21 protein-coding genes are annotated in these 23,690 nt (G+C 68.7%); 5 read left to right on the top strand and 16 right to left on the bottom strand.

Translation table 11 applies throughout. The features are described from left to right. Positions 1-172 precede the first annotated feature (172 nt). The 3 genes from alaS (at position 173) to BCL67_RS00295 (ending at position 4,277) form a co-directional block, all read left to right on the top strand. Positions 173-2,872, top strand: coding sequence for an alanine--tRNA ligase (gene alaS, locus BCL67_RS00285; RefSeq protein ID WP_106121486.1), 2,700 nt, complete (start codon positions 173-175; stop codon positions 2,870-2,872). Continuing rightward, complete coding sequence (gene ruvX / locus BCL67_RS00290; RefSeq protein WP_258174633.1) at positions 2,865-3,395, top strand: Holliday junction resolvase RuvX; 531 nt, start codon at positions 2,865-2,867, stop codon at positions 3,393-3,395. The genes alaS and ruvX overlap by 8 nt, the downstream gene beginning before the upstream one ends. 111 nt (positions 3,396-3,506) lie before the next feature. Continuing rightward, on the top strand, positions 3,507-4,277 hold the full coding sequence (locus tag BCL67_RS00295) for a hypothetical protein (RefSeq protein WP_146131038.1): 771 nt from the start codon (positions 3,507-3,509) through the stop codon (positions 4,275-4,277). A 63-nt stretch (positions 4,278-4,340) separates the two neighbouring features. Here the strand turns inward: BCL67_RS00295 and BCL67_RS00300 are convergent, their stop codons facing one another. The 8 genes from BCL67_RS00300 to BCL67_RS00335 form a co-directional block, all read right to left on the bottom strand. Next, a complete protein-coding gene (locus tag BCL67_RS00300) occupies positions 4,341-6,605 on the bottom strand; it encodes a RelA/SpoT family protein (RefSeq protein WP_106121700.1) in 2,265 nt (754 codons plus the stop codon). Positions 6,606-6,790: 185 nt separating this feature from the next. Continuing rightward, the gene (secF, locus tag BCL67_RS00305) at positions 6,791-7,918 is read right to left on the bottom strand and encodes a protein translocase subunit SecF (RefSeq protein ID WP_106121489.1); all 1,128 of its coding nucleotides are present in this window, start codon (positions 7,916-7,918) and stop codon (positions 6,791-6,793) included. Next, a complete protein-coding gene (gene secD / locus BCL67_RS00310) occupies positions 7,918-9,933 on the bottom strand; it encodes a protein translocase subunit SecD (RefSeq protein WP_106121490.1) in 2,016 nt (671 codons plus the stop codon). Before secD ends, secF begins: the two co-directional genes overlap by 1 nt. Before the next feature lie 10 nt (positions 9,934-9,943). Beyond that, positions 9,944-10,285, bottom strand: coding sequence for a preprotein translocase subunit YajC (yajC, locus tag BCL67_RS00315; RefSeq protein WP_106121491.1), 342 nt, complete (start codon positions 10,283-10,285; stop codon positions 9,944-9,946). Positions 10,286-10,362: 77 nt separating this feature from the next. Beyond that, the gene (gene ruvB / locus BCL67_RS00320; protein ID WP_106121492.1) at positions 10,363-11,355 is read right to left on the bottom strand and encodes a Holliday junction branch migration DNA helicase RuvB; all 993 of its coding nucleotides are present in this window, start codon (positions 11,353-11,355) and stop codon (positions 10,363-10,365) included. Positions 11,356-11,390: 35 nt separating this feature from the next. Beyond that, positions 11,391-11,996 carry a Holliday junction branch migration protein RuvA gene (ruvA, locus tag BCL67_RS00325; protein WP_106121493.1) on the bottom strand — a complete coding sequence of 202 codons (606 nt, stop codon included), beginning with the start codon at positions 11,994-11,996 and terminating at the stop codon, positions 11,391-11,393. A gap of 82 nt (positions 11,997-12,078) precedes the next feature. Continuing rightward, positions 12,079-12,786, bottom strand: coding sequence for a crossover junction endodeoxyribonuclease RuvC (gene ruvC, locus BCL67_RS00330; RefSeq protein WP_106121494.1), 708 nt, complete (start codon positions 12,784-12,786; stop codon positions 12,079-12,081). 10 nt (positions 12,787-12,796) lie between these two features. Next, positions 12,797-13,555: a YebC/PmpR family DNA-binding transcriptional regulator gene (locus BCL67_RS00335; protein ID WP_106121495.1), complete on the bottom strand. Its 759-nt coding sequence runs from the start codon at positions 13,553-13,555 to the stop codon at positions 12,797-12,799. 103 nt (positions 13,556-13,658) lie between these two features. Here BCL67_RS00335 and BCL67_RS00340 point away from each other — a divergent pair, with 103 nt between their 5' ends. Then, a complete protein-coding gene (locus tag BCL67_RS00340; RefSeq protein WP_106121496.1) occupies positions 13,659-15,878 on the top strand; it encodes a M3 family metallopeptidase in 2,220 nt (739 codons plus the stop codon). A 64-nt stretch (positions 15,879-15,942) separates the two neighbouring features. Here BCL67_RS00340 and BCL67_RS15320 read toward each other — a convergent pair whose 3' ends face one another. The 8 genes from BCL67_RS15320 to BCL67_RS00375 form a co-directional block, all read right to left on the bottom strand. Then, entirely contained in the window at positions 15,943-16,113 is a 171-nt protein-coding gene (locus tag BCL67_RS15320) for a hypothetical protein (RefSeq protein WP_219886329.1), read from the bottom strand. A 107-nt stretch (positions 16,114-16,220) separates the two neighbouring features. Continuing rightward, positions 16,221-17,105, bottom strand: a complete 885-nt coding sequence (locus BCL67_RS00345; RefSeq protein ID WP_106121497.1) for a hypothetical protein — start codon at positions 17,103-17,105, stop codon at positions 16,221-16,223. 224 nt (positions 17,106-17,329) lie between these two features. After that, positions 17,330-18,109: a DUF429 domain-containing protein gene (locus BCL67_RS00350; RefSeq protein WP_258174634.1), complete on the bottom strand. Its 780-nt coding sequence runs from the start codon at positions 18,107-18,109 to the stop codon at positions 17,330-17,332. 60 nt (positions 18,110-18,169) lie between these two features. Next, on the bottom strand, positions 18,170-18,784 hold the full coding sequence (gene pgsA / locus BCL67_RS00355; protein WP_106121498.1) for a phosphatidylinositol phosphate synthase: 615 nt from the start codon (positions 18,782-18,784) through the stop codon (positions 18,170-18,172). Further along, positions 18,785-19,327, bottom strand: a complete 543-nt coding sequence (locus BCL67_RS00360) for an HIT family protein (RefSeq protein WP_106121499.1) — start codon at positions 19,325-19,327, stop codon at positions 18,785-18,787. A gap of 6 nt (positions 19,328-19,333) precedes the next feature. Then, positions 19,334-21,403: a threonine--tRNA ligase gene (gene thrS, locus BCL67_RS00365; RefSeq protein WP_258174636.1), complete on the bottom strand. Its 2,070-nt coding sequence runs from the start codon at positions 21,401-21,403 to the stop codon at positions 19,334-19,336. Between the two features lie 74 nt (positions 21,404-21,477). Continuing rightward, the gene (locus BCL67_RS00370; RefSeq protein WP_106121501.1) at positions 21,478-22,380 is read right to left on the bottom strand and encodes an Fpg/Nei family DNA glycosylase; all 903 of its coding nucleotides are present in this window, start codon (positions 22,378-22,380) and stop codon (positions 21,478-21,480) included. Between the two features lie 3 nt (positions 22,381-22,383). Continuing rightward, complete coding sequence (locus BCL67_RS00375) at positions 22,384-22,857, bottom strand: ribose-5-phosphate isomerase (RefSeq protein WP_106121502.1); 474 nt, start codon at positions 22,855-22,857, stop codon at positions 22,384-22,386. Positions 22,858-23,226: 369 nt separating this feature from the next. On the opposite strand from BCL67_RS00375, the gene BCL67_RS00380 reads away from it, so the two are divergent. Beyond that, positions 23,227-23,655, top strand: a complete 429-nt coding sequence (locus BCL67_RS00380; RefSeq protein ID WP_258174664.1) for a globin — start codon at positions 23,227-23,229, stop codon at positions 23,653-23,655. Positions 23,656-23,690 lie beyond the last annotated feature (35 nt).

Genomic DNA, 23,690 nt, shown 5'->3' on the forward strand with positions numbered 1-23,690 from the left:
CTCAGAACATCGTTCTGAAACCCACAGAGCCCGCTGCCCTCCCTCACCGGAGGCCGCAGCGGGCTCTGTGTTTCCACTAAGCTGGTCCCGGCGCAGATCCGTCGGTGGTCACAGACATGAGACCTCCACGGCCGACTCGCAGCGACCATCAGCAGGAGGACCCGAGAAACTCATGAAGACCGAGGACATCGCCCGGACGTGGTACGACTACTTCGCCGCCAAGGGGCATGAGCGCGTCCCCTCAGCATCGCTGATCTCTCCAGATCCCTCGGTGCTGTTCACCATCGCCGGGATGGTGCCGTTCATCCCGTACTTCATGGGCACCGAGAAGCCCCCCTACTCCCGCGCCGTCTCCGTGCAGAAGTGCATCCGCACCGCCGACATCGAAGAGGTCGGCAAGACCGCGCGCCACGGCACCTTCTTCCAGATGTGCGGCAACTTCTCCTTCGGCGACTACTTCAAAGAGACCGCCATCCCGATGGCCTGGGAGCTGCTGACCCACCCCCGCGAGACGGATCCGACGACGGGCCTGCGCGGCTACGGGCTCGACCCCGAGCGGCTCTGGATCACCGTCTACCAGGACGACGACGAGGCCTATGCCATCTGGCGCGATCAGGTGGGCGTGCCTGAAGCCCGGATCCAGCGCTTCGGCCCGGAGGACAACTACTGGAACACCGGTCAGCCCGGCCCGGGCGGCCCCTGCTCCGAGATCTACTACGACCGAGGCCCCGCCTACGGCGTCGAGGGCGGCCCCGCCGCCGACGAGACCCGCTACGTCGAGATCTGGAATCTGGTCTTCATGCAGTACCGGCTCTCCGCGGTGCATTCGAAGACCGAGTTCGAGGTGGCCGGCCCGCTGCAGAACAAGAGCATCGACACCGGCCTGGGCCTCGAGCGCCTCGCCATGGTCCTCCAGGGCGTGGAGAACATGTACGAGACCGACCAGGTCCGCCCGGTCCTCGACCGCGCCGCCGAGCTCGCCAGCATCGAGTACACCTCCACCGAGGACCCGGCCGACCCGCACCACGCCAATGACGTGCGACTGCGGATGATCGCCGACCACGTGCGCAGCTCGCTGATGCTGATCTCCGACGGCGTTCGCCCCTCCAACGAAGGCGGCGGCTTCGTGCTGCGCCGTCTGATCCGCCGCGTGATCCTCGCGATGCGGCTCATGGGTGTGGAACAGCCGGTGTTCGGTGAACTGGTCGGAGTGTCCAAGGACGCGATGAAGGGCACCTACCCCGAGGTCGAGACCGGCTTCGAGAAGATCCACCAGACCGCGGTCAAGGAGGAGCAGGCCTTCCTGCGGACCATCTCCGCCGGAACCGCGAAGCTGCAATCCGCCGTGAGCTCCGCGCAGACCGCCGGAGCAGCCGTCACCGGCGCCGACGCCTTCGCGCTGCACGACACCTACGGCTTCCCCATCGACCTGACCCTGGAGATGGCCGCCGAGGCCGGAGTCGGGGTGGACGAGACCCGCTTCCGCGAGCTGATGACCGAACAGCGCGAACGGGCCCGGGCCGACGCCAAGGGCAAGAAGTCCGGGCACGCCGACACCCAGGTGTACCAGGAGCTGCGCGCCGACTCCCCCACCCGCTTCACCGGCTACACCGAGCACACCACCGAGTCGCGGATCCGCGGCCTGCTGGTGGGCGGGGAGACGCGCAGCAGCGCCTCCGCCGGGGAAGACATCGAACTGGTCCTCGACGCGACCCCCTTCTACGCCGAAGCCGGCGGCCAGGCCCCGGACACCGGGCGGATCACCGGCGACGGGTTCGAGCTCGAGGTCCTCGACGTGCAGTCCCCGATCAAGGGGCTCTCGGTGCACCGCGCCCGGGTGCTCTCCGGTGAGGTGCCCGTGGGCGCCGAAGCCCTGGGCGCCATCGATGTGCGCCGCCGGCTGGACGCCGAGAAGGCCCACACCGGCACCCACCTCATCCACGCTGCCCTGCACGACGTGCTGGGACCCGAGGCGGTGCAGGCCGGCTCCTTCAACAAGGAGGGCTACCTGCGCTTCGACTTCACCTCCGAGGCCGCCATGAGCAGCGCCGCCCGGCAGGAGCTCGAAGCCGCCGCGAACCTGGCAATCCGCGACAACTACTCGGTGCAGACCCGGGTCACCTCCCTGGAGGAGGCCCAGGCGCAGGGCGCGATGATGCTCTTCGGCGAGAAGTACGGCAACGAGGTCCGGATGGTCGAGATCAACGGCGCCTGGTCACGCGAGCTCTGCGGCGGCACCCACGTGGACACCACCGCCGAGATCGGCACCCTGGCCCTGCTGTCGGAGGCCTCCGTCGGCTCGGGCAACCGCCGCGTCGAAGCGCTGGTCGGCCTCGACGCCTTCCACCACTTCGCCGCGGAACGCACCCTGGTCAACCAGCTCACCGAGATGCTCAAGGTCCCCGCCGACCAGGTCCCGGACCGGATCGCCGCGACCCTGGCCAAGCTCAAGGACGTGGAGCGCGAGCTGGAGAAGCTGCGCAGCGCCCAGCTGCGCGCCAAGGCCGGCGAGCTGCTCTCCCAGGCTGTGGATGCCGGTGGAGTCGATGTGCTCGCACACAACGCCGGCGCCGTGGCCGGGGCCGATGATCTGCGCGCCCTCGCGCTGGACCTGCGCGGACGCTTCGGCTCCCGCGCAGCAGCCGTCGCCGTCGCCGGCGAGTCCAAGGGCCGGCCGGTGATCGTGGTGGCCACCACCGAGGCCGCCCGTGAGCAGGGCGTCTCCGCCGGTGAGCTGGTCAAGCGCGCCTGCGCGGTGCTCGGCGGCGGAGGCGGCGGCAAGGCCGACCTCGCCCAGGGCGGCGGCCAGGATGCTTCCAAGATCCCGGCCGCGCTCCAGGAAGTCACCTCCGCGGTGGGCCAGCGTGGCTGATCACCCCGAACACGACGCCGCCGGCCCCGACTCTGCCGGGCCGAAGCCCAGGGCCGGGGTGCGGCTGGGAATCGACGTCGGCGATGCTCGGGTCGGGCTCGCTGCCTCGGACCCCGACGCGCTGATCGCCACCCCGGTGATGACGCTGCGCCGGGACCCCAACCGATCCTCGGACCTGACCATGCTGATCACGATCATCAGAGATCGGCAGGTCCGCGCGGTCTACGTGGGTCTGCCGATCTCGCTCTCCGGCAGCGAGACCCTCTCCACGAAGAAGGCCCGCGACTATGCCGGTCAGCTGGCCGGGATGATCGCGGCCGCTGAGCTGCCCACCGAGGTCTATCTCATCGACGAGCGGCTCTCCACGGTCTCGGCCGCGACCAAGATGCGCGCCTCCGGCGTCGCATCGAAGGATCAGCGCACGCGCATCGACCAGGCCGCTGCCGTGGAGATCCTCACCCACGCCTTGGACCTGCGTCAGTCCTGGGGCCGGGAGCCCGGCTCACCGGTCTCCGCGACCTGACCCGGCGGCGCCGCCGTCCACAGTCAGGCCGGAGCGGGTCTGCGCGCTGGTGTCCTCCACAGCCCTGCCCGGCCCCTGGGACCTGGCCTCCCGGTGCGCCAGGCTGTAACCATGCCAACCAGCCTCGCGCCGAGTCTTCCCCCGGGGTTCTACCGCCCGGGCTCCCGGTTCTCCGCCGCTGAGCTGCAGGTGATGGACCACGAGGGGGCGGTGCGCCCGCTGCTGGGCGACCTCTACATCTGCAGCGCTCTGCCGGATGCGCCGGGCCCCCGTGCTCTGGCGTGCCAGACCCTGCTCGGTGCCGGGCTGCGGGCACATGCAGTGCTCTGTGGCGAGTCCGCCGCCTGGGTGCATCTGGGCGCCGGGAACGCCCCGACACGGATCACCGTGATCACCGCGGGGGTGTATCGACGACGCACGGCGGGTCCGCTCCCCTGGCAGGTCCATCAGGTCCCGCTGGGCGCGGAGGAGCAGTCAGAGCTGCAGGGAGTGCCGGTGACCACCCCGCTGCGCACGGCAGCAGATCTCTTTCTGGGCATCGGCACCGTGGAGAGCCGCCGAGCCCTGGATGCGCCGCGAGCCACCGCTGCGCGCACGGCCGGTGCAGCCGCCCAGTCAGCAGCCGATCCAGCAATCGTTCCGGCTGCCGATCCAGCAGCCGGCCCGGAGGCGGGTCCAGCAGGGCTCAGCCGTGACAGCTCCGCTCAGCGCTGGGCGGCGATCCGTCGGCTCCGCCTGGCGAATCCCGAGCAGCTCCAGCTGAAGGCCCTCCTGCGGCAGATCACGGCGCAGCTGGAGCGGCGCCCCCGGGAGGCAGGCGCCACGAACCGACGTCTGGACCGGATCGAGGCGCTGCTCAGCACCCGCGTGTTCCACGGCTGAGCGACTCGGTGCGATCCGCTCCCCCGGTGTCGAGATCAGTGTTCCGGGGTCAACGTTCCGGGATCAGTGTTCCCGGCGTTTGCCCACCGTCCGGTAGACGTCGTAGACCCCGTCGATCCGGCGCACCGAGTTCAACACGTGGTTGAGGTAGCGCGGGTCTCCCATCTCGAAGGAGAACCGCGACAGCGCCACCCGATCCCGGGAGGTCTGCACGCTGGCCGAGAGGATGTTGACCTGGGATTCGGCGAGGATCCGCGTCACGTCGGAGAGCAACGACTTCCGGTCCAGCGCCTCGACCTGGATCTCGACCAGGAACACCGACGACTTGGTCGGGGCCCATTCCACCTCGACCAGGCGGCCTGGCTGTTCGCGCAGCTGCTGGACGTTGCGGCAGTCTGCCCGGTGCACCGAGACGCCCTGGCCCCGGGTGACGAATCCCTCGATCTCATCCGGGGGCACCGGGGTGCAGCAGCGGGCCAGCTTCACCAACACGTTGCCCGCGCCCTTGACGATGACTCCGGCGTCGGAATACTGGTTCGCCGGGGTGCCTGGGGAGGTGATCGGGGTGGTGTCGTGCTCCTCAGACTCTTCCTCCTCCGGCTCGAAGAGGGCGGTCAGGTGCTCGATGACGTTCTGGGTGGAGACGTGCTCCTCGCCCACACCGGCGTAGAGGCCGGCGACCTCCGTGTAGTGCAGCTGCTTGGCGACGGTGTCGAGCACCTCGGGGTTCATCACCTTCTGCAGCGGCAGCTGGGACTTACGGATCGCCTTGGTCAGGCTCTCCTTGCCGCGTTCGATGGACTCCTCGCGGCGCTCCTTGGAGAACCAGTGCCGGATCTTGTTCCGGGCGCGGGGGCTCTGGACGAACTGCAGCCAGTCGTTGCTGGGCCCGGCCGTCTCGGACTTGGAGGTGAAGATCTCGACCCAGTCACCATGCTGCAGCTCGGAGTTCAGCGGCACCAGCTTGCCGTTGACCCGGGCGCCGATGGTCTTGTGCCCGACGTCGGTGTGGATCGCGTAGGCGAAGTCCACCGGAGTGGAGCCCGCCGGGAGAGCCATGACCTCACCCTTGGGGGTGTAGACGAAGACTTCCTTGGCGTTGATCTCGAAGCGCAGCGAGTCCAGGAACTCGTCGGGGTCCTTGGTCTCGGACTGCCAGTCCACCAGGGACCGGAGCCAGCCGATGTCCTCGGTGGCCTGGGACTGCTGGGTCGCGGTCCCGGCCAGGGACCCGCCGGCCGGCTGGTTGGCCGGAGAGTGCGGCGCGGTGGATGAGAAGTCCTGCTTGTACTTCCAGTGGGCGGCCACGCCGTACTCGGCGCGGCGGTGCATCTCGTGGGTGCGGATCTGGATCTCCACCGGCTTGCCCGCCGGGCCCAGCACGGTGGTGTGCAGCGACTGGTACATGTTGTACTTCGGCATCGCGATGTAATCCTTGAACCGCCCGGGCAGCGGGTTCCAGCGTGCGTGCAGAGCACCGAGCACCGCGTAACAGTCCCGGATGGTGTCCACGAGCACCCGGACACCCATGAGGTCGTGGATGTCGTCGAACTCTTTTCCGCGCACGATCATCTTCTGATAGATCGAGTAGTAGTGCTTGGGCCGGCCGGTGATGGTGGCCGAGATGGAGGCCTCGTTGAGGTCATCGGCGATGGTCTCGCGCACCTCGGAGAGGAACTTCTCGCGCTGCGGGGTGCGGTCCCCCACAAGCCGGACGATCTCTTCGTAGACCTTGGGGTACAGGGCGGCGAAGGAGAGGTCCTCGAGCTCCCATTTGATCGTGTTCATGCCCAGCCTGTGAGCCAGCGGGGAGAAGATCTCCAGGGTTTCCTTGGCCTTGCGGGCGCTGGACTCTGCCGCCACATAGCGCCAGGTCCGCGCGTTGTGCAGCCGGTCGGCGAGCTTGATCATCAGCACGCGGATGTCCTTGGCCATGGCCAGGACCATCTTGCGCACGGTCTCAGCCTGCGCGGCGTCGCCGAACTTCAGCTTGTCCAGCTTGGTGACCCCGTCGACCAGCAGCGCGATCTCGGGACCGAACTCCTCGTTGAGCTGATCCAGCGAATAGGCGGTGTCTTCGACCGTGTCGTGCAGCAGCGCCGCGGCCAGGGTGGAGCCGGTCAGTCCGAGCTCGGCGAGAATCGTGGCCACCGCCACCGGGTGGGTGATGTACGGGTCCCCGCTCTTGCGCTTCTGGTCGCGGTGATGGTGATTCGCGACGTCGAAGGCGCGCTGGACCAGCGGGAAGTCCTGCTGAGAATCATTGGCCCGCATGGCGCGCAGAAGCGGCTCGAGCAACGGCGAGGATGAGGCCTCATCACTGACCATTCCGACGGCGCGAGCGCGCCGGACCACGGGCGGTGAGGCTGCGCTCGCTGCTGCGAGCTGCGTGTTGCCCTTTGCTGCCGGGCGTTCCTCGTTCACCAGTGCGGACCTGCTTTCCCTAGGGCTGAGTCGGGATGCTGAAGACGGCGTGTCGGCAATTGTAGCCCCATTTCAGCGGCTGCTGAGACTCAGTGCTCGTGCGGAGCCTGAATGACGACCTGGTAGTCATCCTCAGACTCCAGATCCTCCTCGGGTTCCGGCTCGGGAAGCGGCGGGAACTTCACCGGAGAGCCGGTCTCATCCAGCGCGGTGCCGGACCAGGTGACCGCGTAGACGCCTCGGAGCTCGCGCAGCCGCAGCACCTCTTCGGTGTGGGCCTTGATCTCGGGGTCGTTGCGGCGCATCCGCGCATAGAGCGGAGCCTGGACGAAGATCGTGGCGAAGGTGCCCACGATGATGCCCACGAAGAGTGAGAGCGAGATGTCGCGCAGCGTGCCCGCGCCGAGCAGGAACGCCCCGATGAACAGGATCGACCCGACCGGAAGGATGCCGACCACGGAGGTGTTCAGCGACCGGACCAGGGTCTGGTTCACCGCCAGGTTGACTCTCTCGGTGAACGTCTGGTCCTTCTGCGCGTGCAGCCCTTCGACGTTCTCGCGGATCTTGTCGAAGACCACCATGGTGTCGTAGAGCGCATAGGACAAGATCGTCAAGAACCCGATGATCGCGCTGGGGGTGACCTCGAACCCGGTCAGCGCGTAGATGCCGACCGTGGTGACCACCACGAACCCGAGTCCTACCATGGCCGCCAGGGACATGGTCCAGGTGCGGAAGTAGAAAGCCATGTAGAGCGCCACGAGCACCACGAAGATCACCAGGCCCAGCAGCATCTGTTGGGAGATCTGCTCACCCCAGACCGGACCGATGAAGGTGGAGCTGACCTGCTCATCGGAGACGCCGTACCCCTGCTGGAGCGCGTCGGCGACCTCGAGGGTCTCGGTGTCGGAGAGTTCAGCGGTCTGCACGCGCACCGTGTTGGGCGCGACGTTTGTGACCACTGCCTCCTGGCCGGAGATGTCCGACACCGCGTCCTCACCGATGGCGATGTCGGTGTTGTCGGTCTGCGAGACCGTGAACTCGGAACCGCCGGTGAACTCGATGCCGAGGTTGAAGCCGCCCCGGAAGAAGGGCACCGCGATGGAGGCGAGCACCAGGATCCCGGCGAGCAGGAACCAGAGGTTCGATCGCTGGATGAACGGGTAGGACCGTTCACCGGTGTAGAGCTGGTTGCCGGTCTTGGCGAATCCTGCAGCCATCAGCGGTCCTCCTCGGTCTCTCTCGATGTGGAAGTCCCTCGGGATGAATGCGCCTCACGGGATCCCGTGCGCTCATCCGAGGTCTCGGTGTCAGCCGCTGACTCGCCGACTTCGGGTGCGGAGCTGCGCTGGCGCGCGGCCTCGGCGCGGGCGCGGCGCCGTTCCGCGATGGTCATCCGGCTCCACTCGAGTTCCGAGATCTCCGGCAGCTCCTGGATCCGCGCCTGCTTCGCATCGTCGGGACTTATCGCCGAACGAGGCAGCGGAGTGCTCGGGGGACCCTCCTCGCCGGGGTCCGCGGTGGAGTCCCTCGGGGTCATCGGCCCCGCAGGGCCGGCGGAGACCACGTTGCTGCGCGCGAAGCGGCCGCGGCCGCGGTAGAGGACATCCACCCCGAGCTCCTTCTCGGAGAGGCCCGAGAAGCGCTTGCCCGCCGCGAAGAACTTCCTCCGGGCGATGAGCTGCATGAGCGGGTGGGTGAAGAGGAACACCAGGATGATGTCGATGATCGCGGTCAGGCCGAGGGTGAAAGCGAAGCCGCGGACGTTGCCCACCGCGACGAGGTAGAGCACCACGGAGGCGATGATGTTCACGGCCTTGGACGCCAGGATGGTCCGGCGGGCACGGGCCCAGCCGGCTTCCACCGCTCCGGGCAGGGATCTTCCCTCGCGCAGCTCGTCCTTGATGCGTTCGAAGTACACGATAAACGAGTCAGCTGTCAGACCGATCGACACGATCAGGCCCGCGATGCCGGCCAGCGAGAGGCGATAGCCGTCGCTCCAGCCCAGCAGGGCGATGGCCCACCAGGTCATGACGCCGGCGACCACCAGGGAGGCGATCGTGACCAGGCCCAGCGCGCGGTACTGGAACAGCGCGTAGCCGGCGACGAGCACCAGGCCGATGATGCCGGCCAGCAGACCGAGCCGCAGCTGCTCGTCACCCAGGGTGGCGGAGATCTGCTGCTCGGACTCGATCTCGAAGCTGATCGGCAGCGAGCCGTAGCGCAGCTGCTCGGAGAGCCCGCGGGCCTCCTCCTCGGTGAAGTCACCGGTGATCTGCGGGCGCCCGTCCACGATCGCTGCCTGCGTGGTCGGGGCCGAGATCACCTGTCCGTCGAGCATGATGGCGAACTGGTTGCGCGGGGGCTCGAGGTTGACCAGGCGGGTGGTGGTGTCGCGGAAGGCCTCGGTGCCGTCGGCGTCGAAGTTGATGGTCACGGCCCAGCGTCCGGTGGACTGCCCGCTGGGCGACTGCTCCATGCCAAAGCTGGAATCGGCGATGCTGGTGCCGGGCACCTCCACCGGACCCAGCAGGTACTTCACACCGCTGGTGGGGTCGCAGGCGCTCAGCGGCTCGTCGTCGGCCGCCTCGGCGCGCTCCTCAAGGCTGATCTCGGTGCTGCAGGTGAAGTTTGCGAAGTCCGCGGCCACCTCGGGGGTGATCCAGTTCGGGTCGGAGCCGTTCTCCGGCTCCGCCGTGGGCTCTTCGAAGTCCTCGGGCTGGGCGGCGGGCTCGTCGTCGCCCTCCTCCTCCGTGGCCGCGAGCTCCTCTTCGAGCGCCTCGGCCTCTTCCTCGGTGAGGTCCTCATCCTCGAGCAGCGTCTGCTGGAGGAAGTCCAGATCCTGCTCCACCTGGAGGACTGGACGGAACTCCATGTTCGCCGAGGCCTGGATCAGCTCTCGGGTCTCCTGGTCGGGCACGCCGGGCATGCCCACCACGACGTTCTCCGCGCCCTGGGTGGCGATCTCGGACTCGGTCACACCGGAGCCGTCGACGCGCTGGCGGATGATCTCCACGGCCTGGTCAAGCTGCTCGGCGTCGATCTCTTCTCCGCCCTCGACCTGGGGCGAGAGGACCATCTGGGTGCCGCCTTCAAGGTCCAGGGCGAGCAGCGGCGCCCATTGGGCGCGGCCGTCCTGGACGGCGAAGGCAAGAAGTCCGCCCATGCCGAGAAGCAGCACGAGCAGGGCGATCAGGGCGCCGCGGGCACTCGCGACGGGGGTGCGTGGAGCCATAGGAGGCGGATCAGTCCTCTGTGGTGACGGCGGGGTCAACCACCTGCTGGATGGCGCCGATCAGGAAGTCCACGCGGTCACCGGAGCTGAACTCCAGGGTGACCCGCTGGGCCTCCTCATCACGGGACACCACAGTCCCGACGATGCCGCCGGCGGTGACCACCTGGGCGCCCACCACGGCGCCGCCGCGGGCCTTGTTCTGCTCGTCGCGCATCTTCTTCCCGCGACGGAAGGTCAGGAACATGAAGATCGCCAGGATGGCGATCATGATCAGCAGGAACGGGTCCAGGGCGGGAGCATCCCCGCCGCCTTCAGCGGCTGACAGCTGGGCGTAGTAGAGCGAAGCGTTCACAGATTGGGCCAATCTCTCGTCGCGGGATGTTCTCGGCCAGCGGGCGGATGTTCAACCCCTGGGAGCTGGCCGGGCATTCAACCCGACAGACTATCAGGGTGACGCTCCGGCGGAGTCAGCCCCAGATGCCGCCAGGCCTGGTCAGTCGCGACGCGCCCGCGCGGGGTCCGGGCGAGCAGCCCCTCCCGGACCAGGTAGGGCTCGGCGACCGTCTCCACGGTCTCGGTCTCCTCCCCCACCAGCACCGCCAGCGTGGAGAGCCCGACCGGGCCGCCGTTGAACTTCAGGCACAGCGCCTCGAGCACCGAGCGGTCCAGCCGGTCCAGGCCGCGCTCGTCGACCTCGTACATCTCCAGCGCCTCTGCGGCGGTGGCCCGATCGACCTCGTGCACCTGATGGACCAGCGCCCAGTCCCGCACCCGGCGGAGCAGCCGGTTGGCGATGCGCGGGGTGCCGCGAGAACGGGCCGCGATCTCCGCGAAGCCCTGACCGGCGACGTTCATGTCGAGCATCGCCGATGAGCGGCGCAGCACCAGTTCGAGCTCCGCGGTGCTGTAGAACTCGAGCTGAGCGGTGAAGCCGAACCGGTCGCGCAGCGGCCCGGGCAGCAGGCCAGCACGGGTCGTCGCGCCCACCAGGGTGAAGGGCGGCAGCTCCAGCGGGATCGAGGTCGCCCCGGCGCCCTTGCCGACGATCACATCGACCCGGAAATCCTCCATCGCCATGTAGAGCAGCTCCTCCGCCGGACGGGACATCCGGTGGATCTCGTCGACGAAGAGCACCTCGCCCTCGGTCAGCGAGGACAGGATCGCGGCGAGGTCGCCGGCATGCTGGATGGCGGGTCCGGAGCTGATCCGCAGCGGGGCGTTCATCTCGGCGGCGATGATCATCGCCAGTGTGGTCTTGCCCAGGCCGGGCGGCCCGGAGAGCAGCACGTGGTCCGAGGCGGTGCCGCGGATCCGGGAGGACTCCAGCACCAGGGAGAGCTGACGGCGGACCGTCTGCTGGCCGACGAAGTCGCTGAGCGCCTTCGGGCGCAGCGCGGCCTCCATGGCGCGCTCCTCGGTCATCGAGTTCCCGCCCACGAGTTCGCGGGGAGCCTCGCTCACCGGGCACCCCCGAGGCTGCGCAGCGCCTGGCGCAGCACGGTGGAGACATCAGCGGTGATCAGCTCCGGCTGCGCGGCCAGCAGCTTCTCCACCGCGGTCCGGGCGTCCTTCTCGGTCCAGCCCAGGGAGACCAGCGCCTCCCGGACCTGCATGGCGACCTCGGGCTCCTCCGCTGCCGCGGCGGTCGGAGCCGGCGGGTCGATCACGAGCTTGCCGGCCAGCTCGAGCAGGATCCGCTGTGCGGTCTTCTTCCCGATGCCCGGGACCTTGGTGAACGCGTCGGTGTCGGACTCGGCGATGGCCTGATGGACCTCGCGCGGGGTGTGCACGGCCAGCACGGCCAGCGCCATCTTCGGGCCGATGCCGGAGATCGCGACCAGGGTGGTGAAGATGACCCGCTCGGAGAGCTCGGAGAAGCCGAAGAGCAGCGGCGCGTCGTCCTGGCGGGGCACGAAGCTGGTGTGCAGCCGCGCCTCGGTGCCGCGGTGGAGCTCTCCCAGGGTCCGCGGGGTGGCCGAGACGTGCAGGCCGAAGCCGGAGACCTCGACCACCGCGTGGTCGATGCCGACGTGGAGCACGTCGCCACGGATGGAAGAGATCATTTCTCACCTCACCGTCGCCGCCGGCGACTGGTCACGGACCAGGGGGTGACCCCGGCGCCATTAGAACATGTATTCGAACACTCTAGCGCGCTCGCTTCGCGGCTTCCATCCAGGCGCGCTGTGCGGGAGTCAGCGCGTCGCCAGACCCGGCCGCGACCGGCGCTGAGCCTCGCGGTGTCGAGCCGGCCGCCTGCTGAGCGCGCTGCAGCGCCGTGGTGGCGCCCTGATGGGTCTGCGTGGAGCCTGACATGTTGAACCGGGCGCCGATCCCGGAGCGCCAGCCGTGGCAGATGGCCACTGCGTAGGCGTCGGTGGCGTCCACCGGGGTGGGCAGCCCGGGGAGCTTCAGGATCCGCTGCACCATCCTCGCGACCGCCTGCTTGTCGGCGTTGCCGTCGTCGGTCACGGCGGCCTTGACCTCCGAGGGAGTGTGCCAGGCGACCGGGATCCCGCGGGCGGCGGCCGCCGCGATGATCACTCCGGAGGCCTGGGCCGTGGCCACCACGGTGGGCGCGTTGTTCTGCGCGAAGACCCGTTCGATGGCCAGCACGTCAGGGGCGAACCGGTCCAGCAGCGCCTCGGCGGCGCGCTGGATCGCCAGGATCCGCTCGGCGAGGTCCTGCGCCGCCTTGGTGCCGGTGACCTCCACGTGCAGGGACTCCCCGGTGCGGTTCAGGTTCATCTCCACCACGGCGAACCCGCAGCGGGTCAGCCCCGGGTCCACCCCGAGGATCCGCTGCGCGGTCCGCGAGGTCCCGGCCGTGCCCGAGACGACTCCGGCCGGGCTCATCACGGCTGCCTCAGTCCTCGGCCTCGAGCGCGGCGAGCGTCTCAGGGCTGAGGTCGGCGTTGGTGTGCACGTTCTGCACGTCGTCGAGGTCCTCCAGGGCGTCGTGGAGCTTGAAGAACTTCTTGGCCGCGTCGACGTCGAGGTCCACCGTGACATCCGAGACGAATTCGACCTCGTCGCTGTCCCAGCTCATGCCGGCCTCCTCGAGGCCCTTGAGCACTGCGTGCAGGTCCTGCGGCTCGGCGCGGATCTCGAAGCTGGTGTCGTGTTCGATCAGATCCTCGACGCCGGCCTCGAGCACGGCAGCCAGGACGTCGTCCTCACTGTGCTCCGCCTTGGGCAGCTGGACCACGGCCTTGCGCTGGAACATATAGGCCACCGAGCCGGGATCGGCGACGGTTCCGCCGGAGCGGGTCACCGCGATGCGCACCTCCGAGGCTGCCCGGTTGCGGTTGTCGGTGAGGCACTCCACCAGGAGCGCCGAGCCCTGCGGGCCGCGCACCTCATAGGTGATCTCCTCGTATTCCACGCTGTCGCCGGAGAGGCCGGCGCCGCGCTTGATGGCCCGGTCGATGTTGTCGTTGGGCACGGAGTTCTTCTTCGCCTTGGAGACTGCGAGCTCGAGCCCGGGGTTGCCGGCGAGGTCGGGGCCGCCGTTGCGGGCCGCCACCTCGATCTGTTTGATGTAGCGCCCGTTGAGCTTGGCGCGCTTGGCATCCACAGCAGCCTTGCGGTGCTTGGTGTTGGCCCATTTCGAATGGCCGGCCATGGTTCTCCTCGTGAATGACGTCCAAATGATCACAATCAACAGTTGCCCGAAGCAACCGTCATATAGTCTTGCCACCAGCCTATCGGAGAGGACGTTGAGTCTCATGGAGCACATCGACCGCCCGGACGTCACAGACGGCACGACGACGAGCCAGCCTAGCCCCGAGAATCCGCTGCTCGCAGAGAGCACCCTCGACTATGGGCTGACTGACCTCTCCCGGATCCGGGACGAGCACTGGCTGCCCGCCCTGGAGGCCGGCATCGCCGCCCAGCGCGAGGCCGTGGAGGCCATCGCCGCCCGGAACGTCCCCGCGACGGTCGCCACCGTGCTGCACCCGCTGGGGCTCTCCCACCGGCTGCTCTCCCGGGTGGAGCGGGCCTTCTCCTGCATGTTCTCGGTCCACGCGACGCCTGAACGTCAAGTGGTCCAGCAGGAACTGGCGCAGCAGCTGGCCGGGCACCGGGACTGGCTCACACTCCATCCAGGTCTCTTCCGCCGGCTCTCCGCTCTGGAATCCCCGCTGGCGCAGGATGAGACCAGCGCCACCCCGGAGCAGCACCGCATGCTGGAGAAGACGCTCGACGAGGCCCGGGCCGCCGGCGCCGGACTCGACGACGCCACCCAGCAGCAGCTGCGCGCGATCAATCTCGAGCTCACCACCGCCGAGACCGCCTATGAGCAGCTGCAGCGGCACGAGGCCACCGCCCACGCCGCCTACTTCCCCGACCTCGCAGAGCTGGCCGGACTCACGCCGCAGGAGCTGGCCGCAGCCGAGGCGGCCGCGCAGGAGGCAGGACACAGCAGCGGAGCCCTGCTGCCGCTGAACCTGCCGGTGCAGCAGAGCCCCCTGGAGAAGATGACCCGACGCTCCGCCCGCCGCCGGCTGCACCAGGCCTCCATCGCCCGGGGCACCCTGACCGACGCACAGGGCCGGACGACGAGTCAGATCGGGGCGCAGATCGCCGTGCTGCGCGCCCGGCGTGCCCGGATGCTGGGCTTCGAGCACCACCTGGACAGCGTCCTGCCCGCGCGCACCGCGCAGGACCGGGCCAGCATCGAGGCGATGCTGCGCCCCATCGCCGACGGCGCGCTGGCCCGGCTCGACGCTGAGCTCCAGACCCTGCGCGAGGCGGGAGTGCTGGACGCGGAGGCATTGCAGGGCGCCCGGTCTGACGATGCCCGAGCGGACCGCACCACCGAGCTCGAGCCCTGGGACATCAGCTTCGGCTTCGCCGCCGTGGCGAAGCAGCAGGCCTCGGACTCCTCGACCAACCCCGCGCAGCCCGCGGACGCGACGTCGGGTGGAGACGTGCCCGTGGATGAGGCGCTGCGCCAGGTCTTCGACGCCGCATCCCGGCTCTACGGGATCACCGTGGTGGAACGCGACGACCTTCCCAGCTTCGCCCCCGGGGCGCGCAGCTTCGAGGTCTTCGAACGCTCCGCCGAGCAGCGCCCGGGAGCGGGCATCGGACTGTTCCTCCTGGACCTCTACGCCCGACCGAGCAAGTCCGGCGGGGCCTGGATGAACTCCTTCTCGGTGGCCTCGACCCTGACCGGATCCTCACCGGTGGTCATCAACGCGTTGAACATCGCCGCCCCCGCCCCCGGAGCAACAGCGGCGCTGACGCCTTCGGCGATGCGCACGCTCTTCCACGAATTCGGCCACGCCCTCCACGGCCTGCTCGCCGAGGCCGAGTTCGAGGAGCTCTCCGGCACGGCGGTTCCGCGGGACAACGTCGAGTTCCCGTCCCAGGTCAACGAGATCTTCCAGGAGCTCTACGGCGGTGGCCTCGCCGACGCCGGACAGCAGCCCGCCCCGGTGGACCTCTGGGGCAAGGGGCTCAGCACCTTCGAACACGTGGCCGCCGTCGTCCTGGACCTCGCCTGGCACACGCTCTCGGTGGAGGAGGCCGAGGCTGCCGCAGAGGATCCCGAGGCGTTCTCCGCCGCGGCGCTGGTCGCCTGGGGGCTGGATCACCCGTTGGTGCCGCCGCGGTACGGGACCGGATTCTTCAAACACATCTTCGCCGGCTCCGGCTATGCCGCCGGGTACTACTCCTACCTGTGGGCACAGGTGCTCGCCGCCGACGCCTCACAGTGGTACCGCGAGCAGCTGGGACAGCGGCACGACTCTGGTCCGGCCGACGCATCGGCCAAGTCGGGCAGCCCCGCGCGGGACGACGAGGCGCTGGCCACAGCGGGGGCACACGTGCGCCGCGAGCTGCTGGCGCGGGGAAACACCCGGGATCCGCTGGAGTCCTACCGGATCAGCTTCGGCCGGGATCCTGAGATGGATGCCCTGCTGCGCCAGCTGGGACTCTGAGGCGACGAGCTCGGCGTCTGGGAAGCATCCTCCCGATCAACGCGTCATCGAATGGCATGGGCAGTCAGTCGAACAGACCAGAGAACATGGCGAGCCCGCCGAGTATGACCGCCCCGATCATGCGCAGGATCGAGAATTCCGGCGGCCCATCGGCGAGAACCTCTCCATCAGGGTCTTCCGGTCCGAACATCAGGCGGTGCACCCGCTTGTAGCTGGGGAGTCCGGATATCCCCATCAAGACGCCAGCTGCCCCAGCGAGGGTGAGCCATATATTGATGACGCTGCCTCACATTTGGTCACGTGGAGTCGTTCTTCTCGACGAGCATCCGCACGGGATGCGGCTCAGCTGCAGAGACCGCTGTCGCCCACGCCGCGATAGCAGAAAGCGGTCGCTCGGACCTCGGTGAGCTGATACCCATCTGCGTGCTGCTCTACGTGGACGAAGTATCGATGACCGGCCCCGGAGTCGCTCATCGCCCCCGTGACGTCCACCCGGTAGAACTCCTCTCCGAAGTCCTCCGGTTCTGTGATCACGACCCAGCGCGGCCCATAGTCATCCGCATCTGCGTCTTCCTCGCCGGGGTCACCGCCGGTGGCGCGCTCACCCACCGATTCGGCCAGGGCGCGAGGCTCCTGCGTCGGTGGGACGTCCTCGATGTAGTCCTCCGTGACATCTTCGGTGGCACTCAAATAGAGGAAATGGGATACCTCGGCCCAGCCGTAGCCGTCGGCGAGCTGCACCTCGGTCCAGAGGCTTTGCCCTTCGTCCCCGGAGGCGTTGAGGTTCCGTTCTCGTCCTGCGAGATCGACGGCGTCGGTGGGATGCAGCTCCGCGACCACCTCGGCTGGGGCTTGGCCGAAGTAGCTCACGCTCGGGTCTTCTCCGGGCAGATCGCCCTCCTCGGCCTGCGGCGCACCCCCTGCCGGCGGACCCTCGGGCGGGCCGGTCTCTTCCCCCTCCGGGCTGGCCTGGTTCTCTGAAGACGGCGACTCAGAGTCATCCTCGGTCTGATCTGCCTCATCGGCGTCGTCGCCATCTGCAGAGGGCGTGGCGGACTCCTCGGCGGCCTCAGGTTCGGGCGTCGCCTCTGGTGCGTCTTGTTGCTGGGTGGCCTGATCCGTCGGGGTGGCACCGGCCTCGGGGTCTTCCTCGGCGGAACCGCAGCCGGTGATGGTCAGTGCACCCACAGCGAGCGCTGCAGTGAGAAGAGCGGGACGGCGGGTCATGAATTCTGCCTCCAGAGGGCTCCGGGGTCACAGGTGGTTACTCCACCGTAGGCAGAGTCATCTCCAGCGCACCAACCCCTGACCTGGATCGTTAGTGGGTTGTGCCCCAAGATCCGGGGACAGCATGACCAGGACGGAGAGTGCCACCGTGGTGACATAGGTGCCGAAGTCCGAGACTGTGGAGGCGATCCAGAAACATGTGAAGGCCTGATTCTGGCGCAGCTTCATGAGTCCGCCGACAACAGCTCGTCGAGCCGACAGCTGGGAAGCACGATCCAACCCTCGCGTTCGGCTCGGGCCTGGTGCTCGGGCGGCGGCGGTTCATACCGACCCAGGGCGGCAGCCCGCGCGGCAAGGGCCGCCACCACCGCATCGAAGGCGTCGGTGGACGTCACCATCAGCTCCGTGTGCGCCCCGAGATCCAGCCAGGGCGTGTCGCGCTGCATCTGCGCCACCAGGCGGCCGCGCACCTCGGGATCGGACCGGTATCCCCGGATCTCCCACTCCCACAGTCGCAGCGTGGCGCCCGGGTACACCTCCACGACGACGCCGTCGCGGCCCGAGCGGTCGACGAGAAGTCCGCTGGCGGTGAGTCGCCCGAGGAGGCCCGCGCAGCGCATCGCTGTGAGACCGATCCGGTCGGTCGAGACGCTGAGCGGCCACCGACCGAGCGTCTCCCGCACCTGCCTGTCGGTCTCGCGATAGGCGAGCGTCCGACGCCACTCCATGCGTCCGTCCGGCGTGTGGGCCCGGGACAGATCACTGTGGTCCGCGACGAAGGCGACGAACTCATCGGGCCAGCCGAAGGCGCAGTCGATGCCGATCTTGGCCACACCGGCCGCGGCCTCGGTGATCTCTACATCGCCGACCTCGAGAGTCAGCTGCTCCAACCGGGCCTCTCGGTCGGTCCACTCGATGACTGCGAGGGCTGTCCCCTTGTTCTCGGCGGCCAGATCGACTCCGGCGGTGCGCATCGGGAGGAGGTTCATCGAGACGGGGCTCATGACCATGACGCTACCGAATCCTGCGGATCTACGAGAGCTCCGGTCCCACTCCGGTGCAGCTCAGTCGGTCGCGGCGGCGGTCTGGGCGATCACGGTGCGGAAGCGCTGGACGATGGTGACCACCGACGCGATGCCGAGCAGGATCAGCACCACCAGCAGCACCGAGGAGTGCAGACCCAGTCCGGTGAAGCCGGTGAAGACCAGGGTCAGCACCATCCGCTCGGAGCGTTCGGCGATGCCGACGTCGGCGGTGTAGCCCAGCGCCTCGGCCTTGGCCCGCACATAGGAGACCAGGTTGCCCGCCAGCAGGCAGAAGGCCGAGGCGATGCCCAGCCAGACGTGGTCTCCGCCGGTGAAGAACCAGATCAGCAGGCCGAGGAACACTGCGCCGTCCTGGACCCGGTCCAGGCAGGAGTCCAGGAATCCGCCCAGCACGGAGCTCTTTCCGCTGATCCGGGCCATCAGCCCGTCGACGAGGTCGGAGAAGACGAAGACGGTGATGAACACCGTGCCCCAGAACAGCTCCCCCATCGGGTAGAAGACCAGGGCGCCCAGGCACACGCCGATCGTCCCGATCACGGTCACCATGTTCGGGGTCATGCCCAGCCCGATCAGAGCCTTGGCGATCGGGGTGAACAGTCCGCCGAAGAAGGCGCGCGCGTAGCGATTGAGCATCTAGCGGTTCGCCTCCCAGGCCTCGGCCACCAGGGCGCGGGTCTCCCCCAGCGTCTGGGAGAGGTTCTTGGTCTGCGCGATGATCGGCATGAAGTTGGTGTCCCCGTTCCAGCGCGGGATCACGTGCTGGTGCAGGTGCGAGGCGATGCCGGCTCCCCCGACCTTCCCCTGGTTCACCCCGAGGTTGAAGCCGCCCGGATTCGCCGTCGCGCGCAGCACTCGCATGCACTGCTGGGTCAGGGTGATGAACTCCGCTGACTCTTCGGCGTCGAGGTCGGTGAGGTCAGGCACGTGCCGGTAGGGGCAGACCATCAGGTGACCGGGGTTGTACGGGTAGAGGTTCAGCAGCACGAAGCACCGCTCGCCTCGGTGGACGATCAGCGACTCCTCGTCGCTGCGCCGCGGTCCCTGGCAGAAGGGGCAGTCGTCCGCCCCGCTGACCTGGTCCTGGCCGCGGTTCTGATAGGCGGCACGATGTGGGGTCCAGAGGCGCTGGAAGGCGTCGGGAACGCCTGCCAGTTCGAACTCGTCGCCGGACCCCACGCCGGCTCAGCCTTCCTTGGATTCGATGGCCGCGAGGATCCGGGCAACGGCCTCATCCACGGGCACCTGGTTGTCCTGGCTGCCGTCACGGAACCGGAAGGAGACCGCGCCGGCGTCGACGTCGTCGCCTCCGGCGATCAGCACGAACGGGATCTTATCCTTCGAGGCCGTGCGGATCTTCTTCGGGAAGCGGTCGCTGCTGTCCTCGAGCTCGGCGCGCACTCCGGCGGCCTTGAGCTTGTCCACGACCTCGGTGAGGTAGCCGTTGAACGGCTCCGCCACGGGGATCGCGCGGACCTGGACCGGGGAGAGCCAGACCGGGAACGCACCGGCGTAGTGCTCGGTGAGCACGCCGAGGAAGCGTTCGATGGAGCCGAACTTCGCCGCGTGGATCATCACCGGCTCCTGGCGGGTGCCGTCGGCGGCCTGGTACTCCAGGCCGAAGCGCTCGGGCTGGTTGAAGTCGTACTGCACGGTGGACATCTGCCAGGTCCGGCCGATGGCGTCGCGGGCCTGAACGGAGATCTTCGGTCCGTAGTATGCCGCGCCGCCGGGATCGGCGACCAGCTCCAGGCCGGTCTCCTTGGCGACGTCTTCGAGCACCTTGGTGGCCTCTTCCCACTGCTCGGCGCTGCCGATGAACTTCTCCGAATCCTCGTCCCGGGTGGAGAGCTCCAGGTAGAAGTCATCCAGGCCGAAGTCGCGCAGCAGCGAGAGCACGAAGCTCAGCAGGTGGCGGACCTCGTCGGGAGCCTGCTCCTTGGTGACGTAGGAGTGGGAGTCGTCCTGGGCGAAGCCCCGCACGCGGGTCAGCCCGTGGATCACGCCGGACTTCTCGTAGCGGTAGACCGAGCCGAACTCGAAGAGCCGCATCGGCAGCTCGCGGTAGGAGCGTCCGCGGGAGCGGTAGATGAGGTTGTGCATCGGGCAGTTCATCGCCTTGAGCCGGTAGTCCTGGCCCTGCTTGGTGATGTTGCCCTCGGCGTCGCGCTCTTCATCCACATGCAGCGGCGGGAACATGGTGTCGGCGTAGTAGGGCAGGTGTCCCGAGGTGTGGAACAGGCCGTCCTTGGAGATGTGCGGGGTGCCCACGTACTGGAATCCGGCCTCGATGTGCCGGGTCCGGACGTAGTCCTCCATCTCGCGCTTGATGATGCCGCCCTTGGGATGGAACAGCGGCAGCCCGGAGCCCAGCTCGTCGGGGAAGCTGAACAGGTCCAGCTCCGAGCCCAGGCGGCGGTGGTCGCGGCGCTCGGCCTCGGCCAGACGCTCCTTGTAGGCCTTCAGATCTTCCTTGGTCGGCCACGCGGTGCCGTAGAGGCGCTGCAGCTGCGGGTTGGACTCCTTGCCGCGCCAGTAGGCGGCGGCCGAGCGCATCACGGCGTAGGCGTTGGCGATCAGCTTGGTGTTGGGCAGGTGCGGTCCGCGGCAGAGGTCGGACCAGATCCGCTCGCCGTGGCGATCGACGTTGTGGTAGATCGTGATCTCCCCGCCGCCGACCTCGATGCTGGCGCCCTCGGCGGCCTCGGCCGCGCCGCCTGCGCTGGTGGCATCGCTGGCGACGCCGAGCAGCTCGAGCTTGTACGGCTCGTCTGCCATCGCGACCTTCGCCTGGTCTTCACTGACCACCTCGCGCTCGAACTGCTGGGTCTGGTTGATCAGCTTCTGCATGGCCTTCTCGATCTTCTTCAGATCATCAGGTGTGAAGGGCTCGGCGACGTCGAAGTCGAAGTAGAACCCGTCGGTGATGTAGGGGCCGATGCCGAGCTTGGCCTCGGGGTAGAGCTGCTGGACCGCCTGGGCCATGACATGGGCGGTGGAGTGGCGCAGCACGTTGAGCCCGTCGGGGCTGGAGATGTCCACAGCCTCGACGACGGCGCCGGCCGGGATCTCCCGGGAGAGGTCCCAGAGCTCGCCGTCGACCCGCATGACCACGGTGGTCTTGTCCGCGGCGAAGAGCGTGGTGCCGGTGGTGCCGCGCTCGATGCTCGCCGTCTCGCCGTCGCGGGTGATGCTGATGGATTCAGCCGGCGCTGCGGCCTGGGACGGGGCTTCCGATGCTGCGTTTTCGGACACTTGGGATGTACTCCTCATGGATGTTCTGCGGACCCAGGTGATTCTACGGGAACCCCGGCGGAACTGGTGCGGGCTCAGTCGCGCTGGCACCCCGGGCACCAGTAGAGCCGCCGGCCCACCAGCTCGGCCGCTTCGATGACGGCACCGCAGCGCTGGCACGGTGTGCCCTGGTGCTTATAGACCCAGTGGCGACGCGGGCCGCGGGTGCGCACGGTGCGGATCCGACCCTCGTCGACGCCGTCGCGCAGCTGCTCGGTGAGCCGGTCCCAGAGCGCGGCGGCCCGTTCCGGGTCCAGCTGGTTGCTGGGGGTGTACGGGTCGAGGCGCTCGAGGAAGAGCGATTCGGCGCGGTAGATGTTTCCCACCCCGGCGATGACCGCCTGGTCCATGAGCGCCGCGGCGATGCTGATCCGGCGTCGGCTGAGGTTGTGCAGGAACGTCGCGCGCAGCTCGGCGTCGGTCTGTGCCGGCAGCTGAGGACCGGACTCTCCCTGACCGGGCATCACCTGGCGCAGCGGGTCCGGACCGAGCCGGTCGATGACTGCCTGGTACTCCGTGGGGTCGAGCACCGCGCAGGTGGTGGGTCCGCGGAGATCCGCCCAGCCGTGCCGCGCGCTGACCCGGGCGCGCACCGCCCCCTTCGGGGGTTCGGGGATGAGCCAGCCGTCGTCGTCGTAGGTCGGCTCGAAGGTCACCGCGGCGGCCCGGGGCGCACCGATGGTGGCCTCAGCGGCGAAGTCCGCGTCGCCGCGGAAGCTGAACGCGCCGTAGAGCCCCAGGTGGACCTGCCAGACCGCGGGTCCGAGGTGCACGAACAGGTGCTTGCCCCAGGCTTCGGCGTGCTGCGGCACCTGTCCGTCCAGCCGTTCCGCGCCCGCGCTGAACCGTCCCTGCGGGGAGCTGACCCGCCACGGATGACCGGCGAAGACCGTGTTGATCTGCGCGGCGAGCCGGTGGAGGGTATGGCCTTCAGGCATGGATCAGTCGAGGATCTCGCCGGTGAGCTCGTAGTGGGAGATCTTCCCGATCCGGCGGGCGTGGCGCTCGTCCCCGGTGAAATCGGCGCCCAGGAATGCCTCGACGATCGTGGTGGCCTCCTCGAGGCTGTGCTGGCGGCCGCCGAGGGCGACGACGTTGGCGTCGTTGTGCTCCCGGGCGAGGACCGCGGTGTCGTGGTTCCAGGCCAGCGCGGCGCGGACGCCGGCGACCTTGTTCGCGGCGATCTGCTCGCCGTTGCCGGACCCGCCCAGCACGATCGCCAGCGCGTTCCTCCCGGCGCTGCGGGCCGCGACCACGGCTTCGGCGGCGCGGATGCAGAAGGCCGGGTAGTCGTCCAGCGCGTCATACTCCTGGGGTCCGTGGTCGATCAGGGTGTGACCGAGGCCGCGCAGGTGATCCACCAGGTGGGCGGAGAGCTCCATCCCGGCGTGATCGGTGGCGATGTGGACTTCCATGCTGTCTACCATGATCTCTTCTCAGACCTTTCGGGGCGAGGACGCTGGTGGCCCGGGGGCCGGGTCAATCCTACGTGGCGCGGGCCGGGTCCGGAGTGGCCCAGGCGGCCGACGGGAACAGGGCCCGAGCGAGTATCGTTGCACCCTGCACAGCGCAAGAGGAGGAACATGTCTGACGAAGAGTCCCAGCCCGCCCGTGAGCTCCCGAAGTTCTCGAACCGCCTGGGGGCGCCGATCGCCACCGTGCGCCCCGTGGGTCGGCCTCCGTCCCAGGTCTCGGGTCTGCCCGGCCGCCCTGCCGCGGACCAGCCGGCACCCTCCGCCGGCGACCGGCCGAGCCCGGCCGACGCGATTCCGCTCAGCCCCGCGCTGCCGCATCCCGGGCAGCCGAGCACCGGGCAGCCGAACGTCGAGCAGTCGGGGGCCGAGCAGCAGAGCTTCTACGACGCGGTCGGTGGACGCAAGACCTTCGAGACCATCGTCGAGGTCTTCTACAGCCATGTCGCCGAGGACGAGGACTTCCGGGCGATGTACCCCGAGGCGGACCTGGAACCGGCCAAGGAGCGGCTGCTCACGTTCCTGGAGCAGTACTGGGGCGGCCCGCGCACCTACCAGGAGCAGCGCGGACACCCCCGGCTGCGGATGCGGCACATGCCCTTCGCGGTGGACGCCGAGGCTCGCGACAAGTGGCTGCGCTTCATGCGCGCCGGCGTCGACGCCGCCGATCTCTCCCCGCTGCACGAACAGATCCTGTGGGACTACCTGGAGCGCGCCGCGCACTCGATGGTCAACAGCTGAGCCTCAGCGGCTGGTTACATCAGACGCTGGGTTCT

Source organism: Nesterenkonia sandarakina, from assembly GCF_003003175.1.
Classification (GTDB): Bacteria; Actinomycetota; Actinomycetes; order Actinomycetales; family Micrococcaceae; genus Nesterenkonia; species Nesterenkonia sandarakina_A.

Coding starts and splice junctions, on each gene's coding strand:
- BCL67_RS00295 (WP_146131038.1), top strand. CDS start 3,507: ATGCCAACCAGCCTCGCGCCGAGTCTTCCCCCGGGGTTCTACCGCCCG.
- secD (WP_106121490.1), bottom strand. CDS start 9,933: ATGGCTCCACGCACCCCCGTCGCGAGTGCCCGCGGCGCCCTGATCGCC.
- BCL67_RS00340 (WP_106121496.1), top strand. CDS start 13,659: ATGGAGCACATCGACCGCCCGGACGTCACAGACGGCACGACGACGAGC.
- secF (WP_106121489.1), bottom strand. CDS start 7,918: ATGGCTGCAGGATTCGCCAAGACCGGCAACCAGCTCTACACCGGTGAA.
- pgsA (WP_106121498.1), bottom strand. CDS start 18,784: ATGCTCAATCGCTACGCGCGCGCCTTCTTCGGCGGACTGTTCACCCCG.
- ruvC (WP_106121494.1), bottom strand. CDS start 12,786: ATGAGCCCGGCCGGAGTCGTCTCGGGCACGGCCGGGACCTCGCGGACC.
- BCL67_RS00375 (WP_106121502.1), bottom strand. CDS start 22,857: ATGGAAGTCCACATCGCCACCGATCACGCCGGGATGGAGCTCTCCGCC.
- alaS (WP_106121486.1), top strand. CDS start 173: ATGAAGACCGAGGACATCGCCCGGACGTGGTACGACTACTTCGCCGCC.
- BCL67_RS00345 (WP_106121497.1), bottom strand. CDS start 17,105: ATGACCCGCCGTCCCGCTCTTCTCACTGCAGCGCTCGCTGTGGGTGCA.
- BCL67_RS00335 (WP_106121495.1), bottom strand. CDS start 13,555: ATGGCCGGCCATTCGAAATGGGCCAACACCAAGCACCGCAAGGCTGCT.
- ruvB (WP_106121492.1), bottom strand. CDS start 11,355: ATGACCGAGGAGCGCGCCATGGAGGCCGCGCTGCGCCCGAAGGCGCTC.
- BCL67_RS00370 (WP_106121501.1), bottom strand. CDS start 22,380: ATGCCTGAAGGCCATACCCTCCACCGGCTCGCCGCGCAGATCAACACG.
- BCL67_RS00300 (WP_106121700.1), bottom strand. CDS start 6,605: ATGGTCAGTGATGAGGCCTCATCCTCGCCGTTGCTCGAGCCGCTTCTG.
- BCL67_RS00350 (WP_258174634.1), bottom strand. CDS start 18,109: ATGAGCCCCGTCTCGATGAACCTCCTCCCGATGCGCACCGCCGGAGTC.
- ruvA (WP_106121493.1), bottom strand. CDS start 11,996: ATGATCTCTTCCATCCGTGGCGACGTGCTCCACGTCGGCATCGACCAC.
- BCL67_RS15320 (WP_219886329.1), bottom strand. CDS start 16,113: ATGGGGATATCCGGACTCCCCAGCTACAAGCGGGTGCACCGCCTGATG.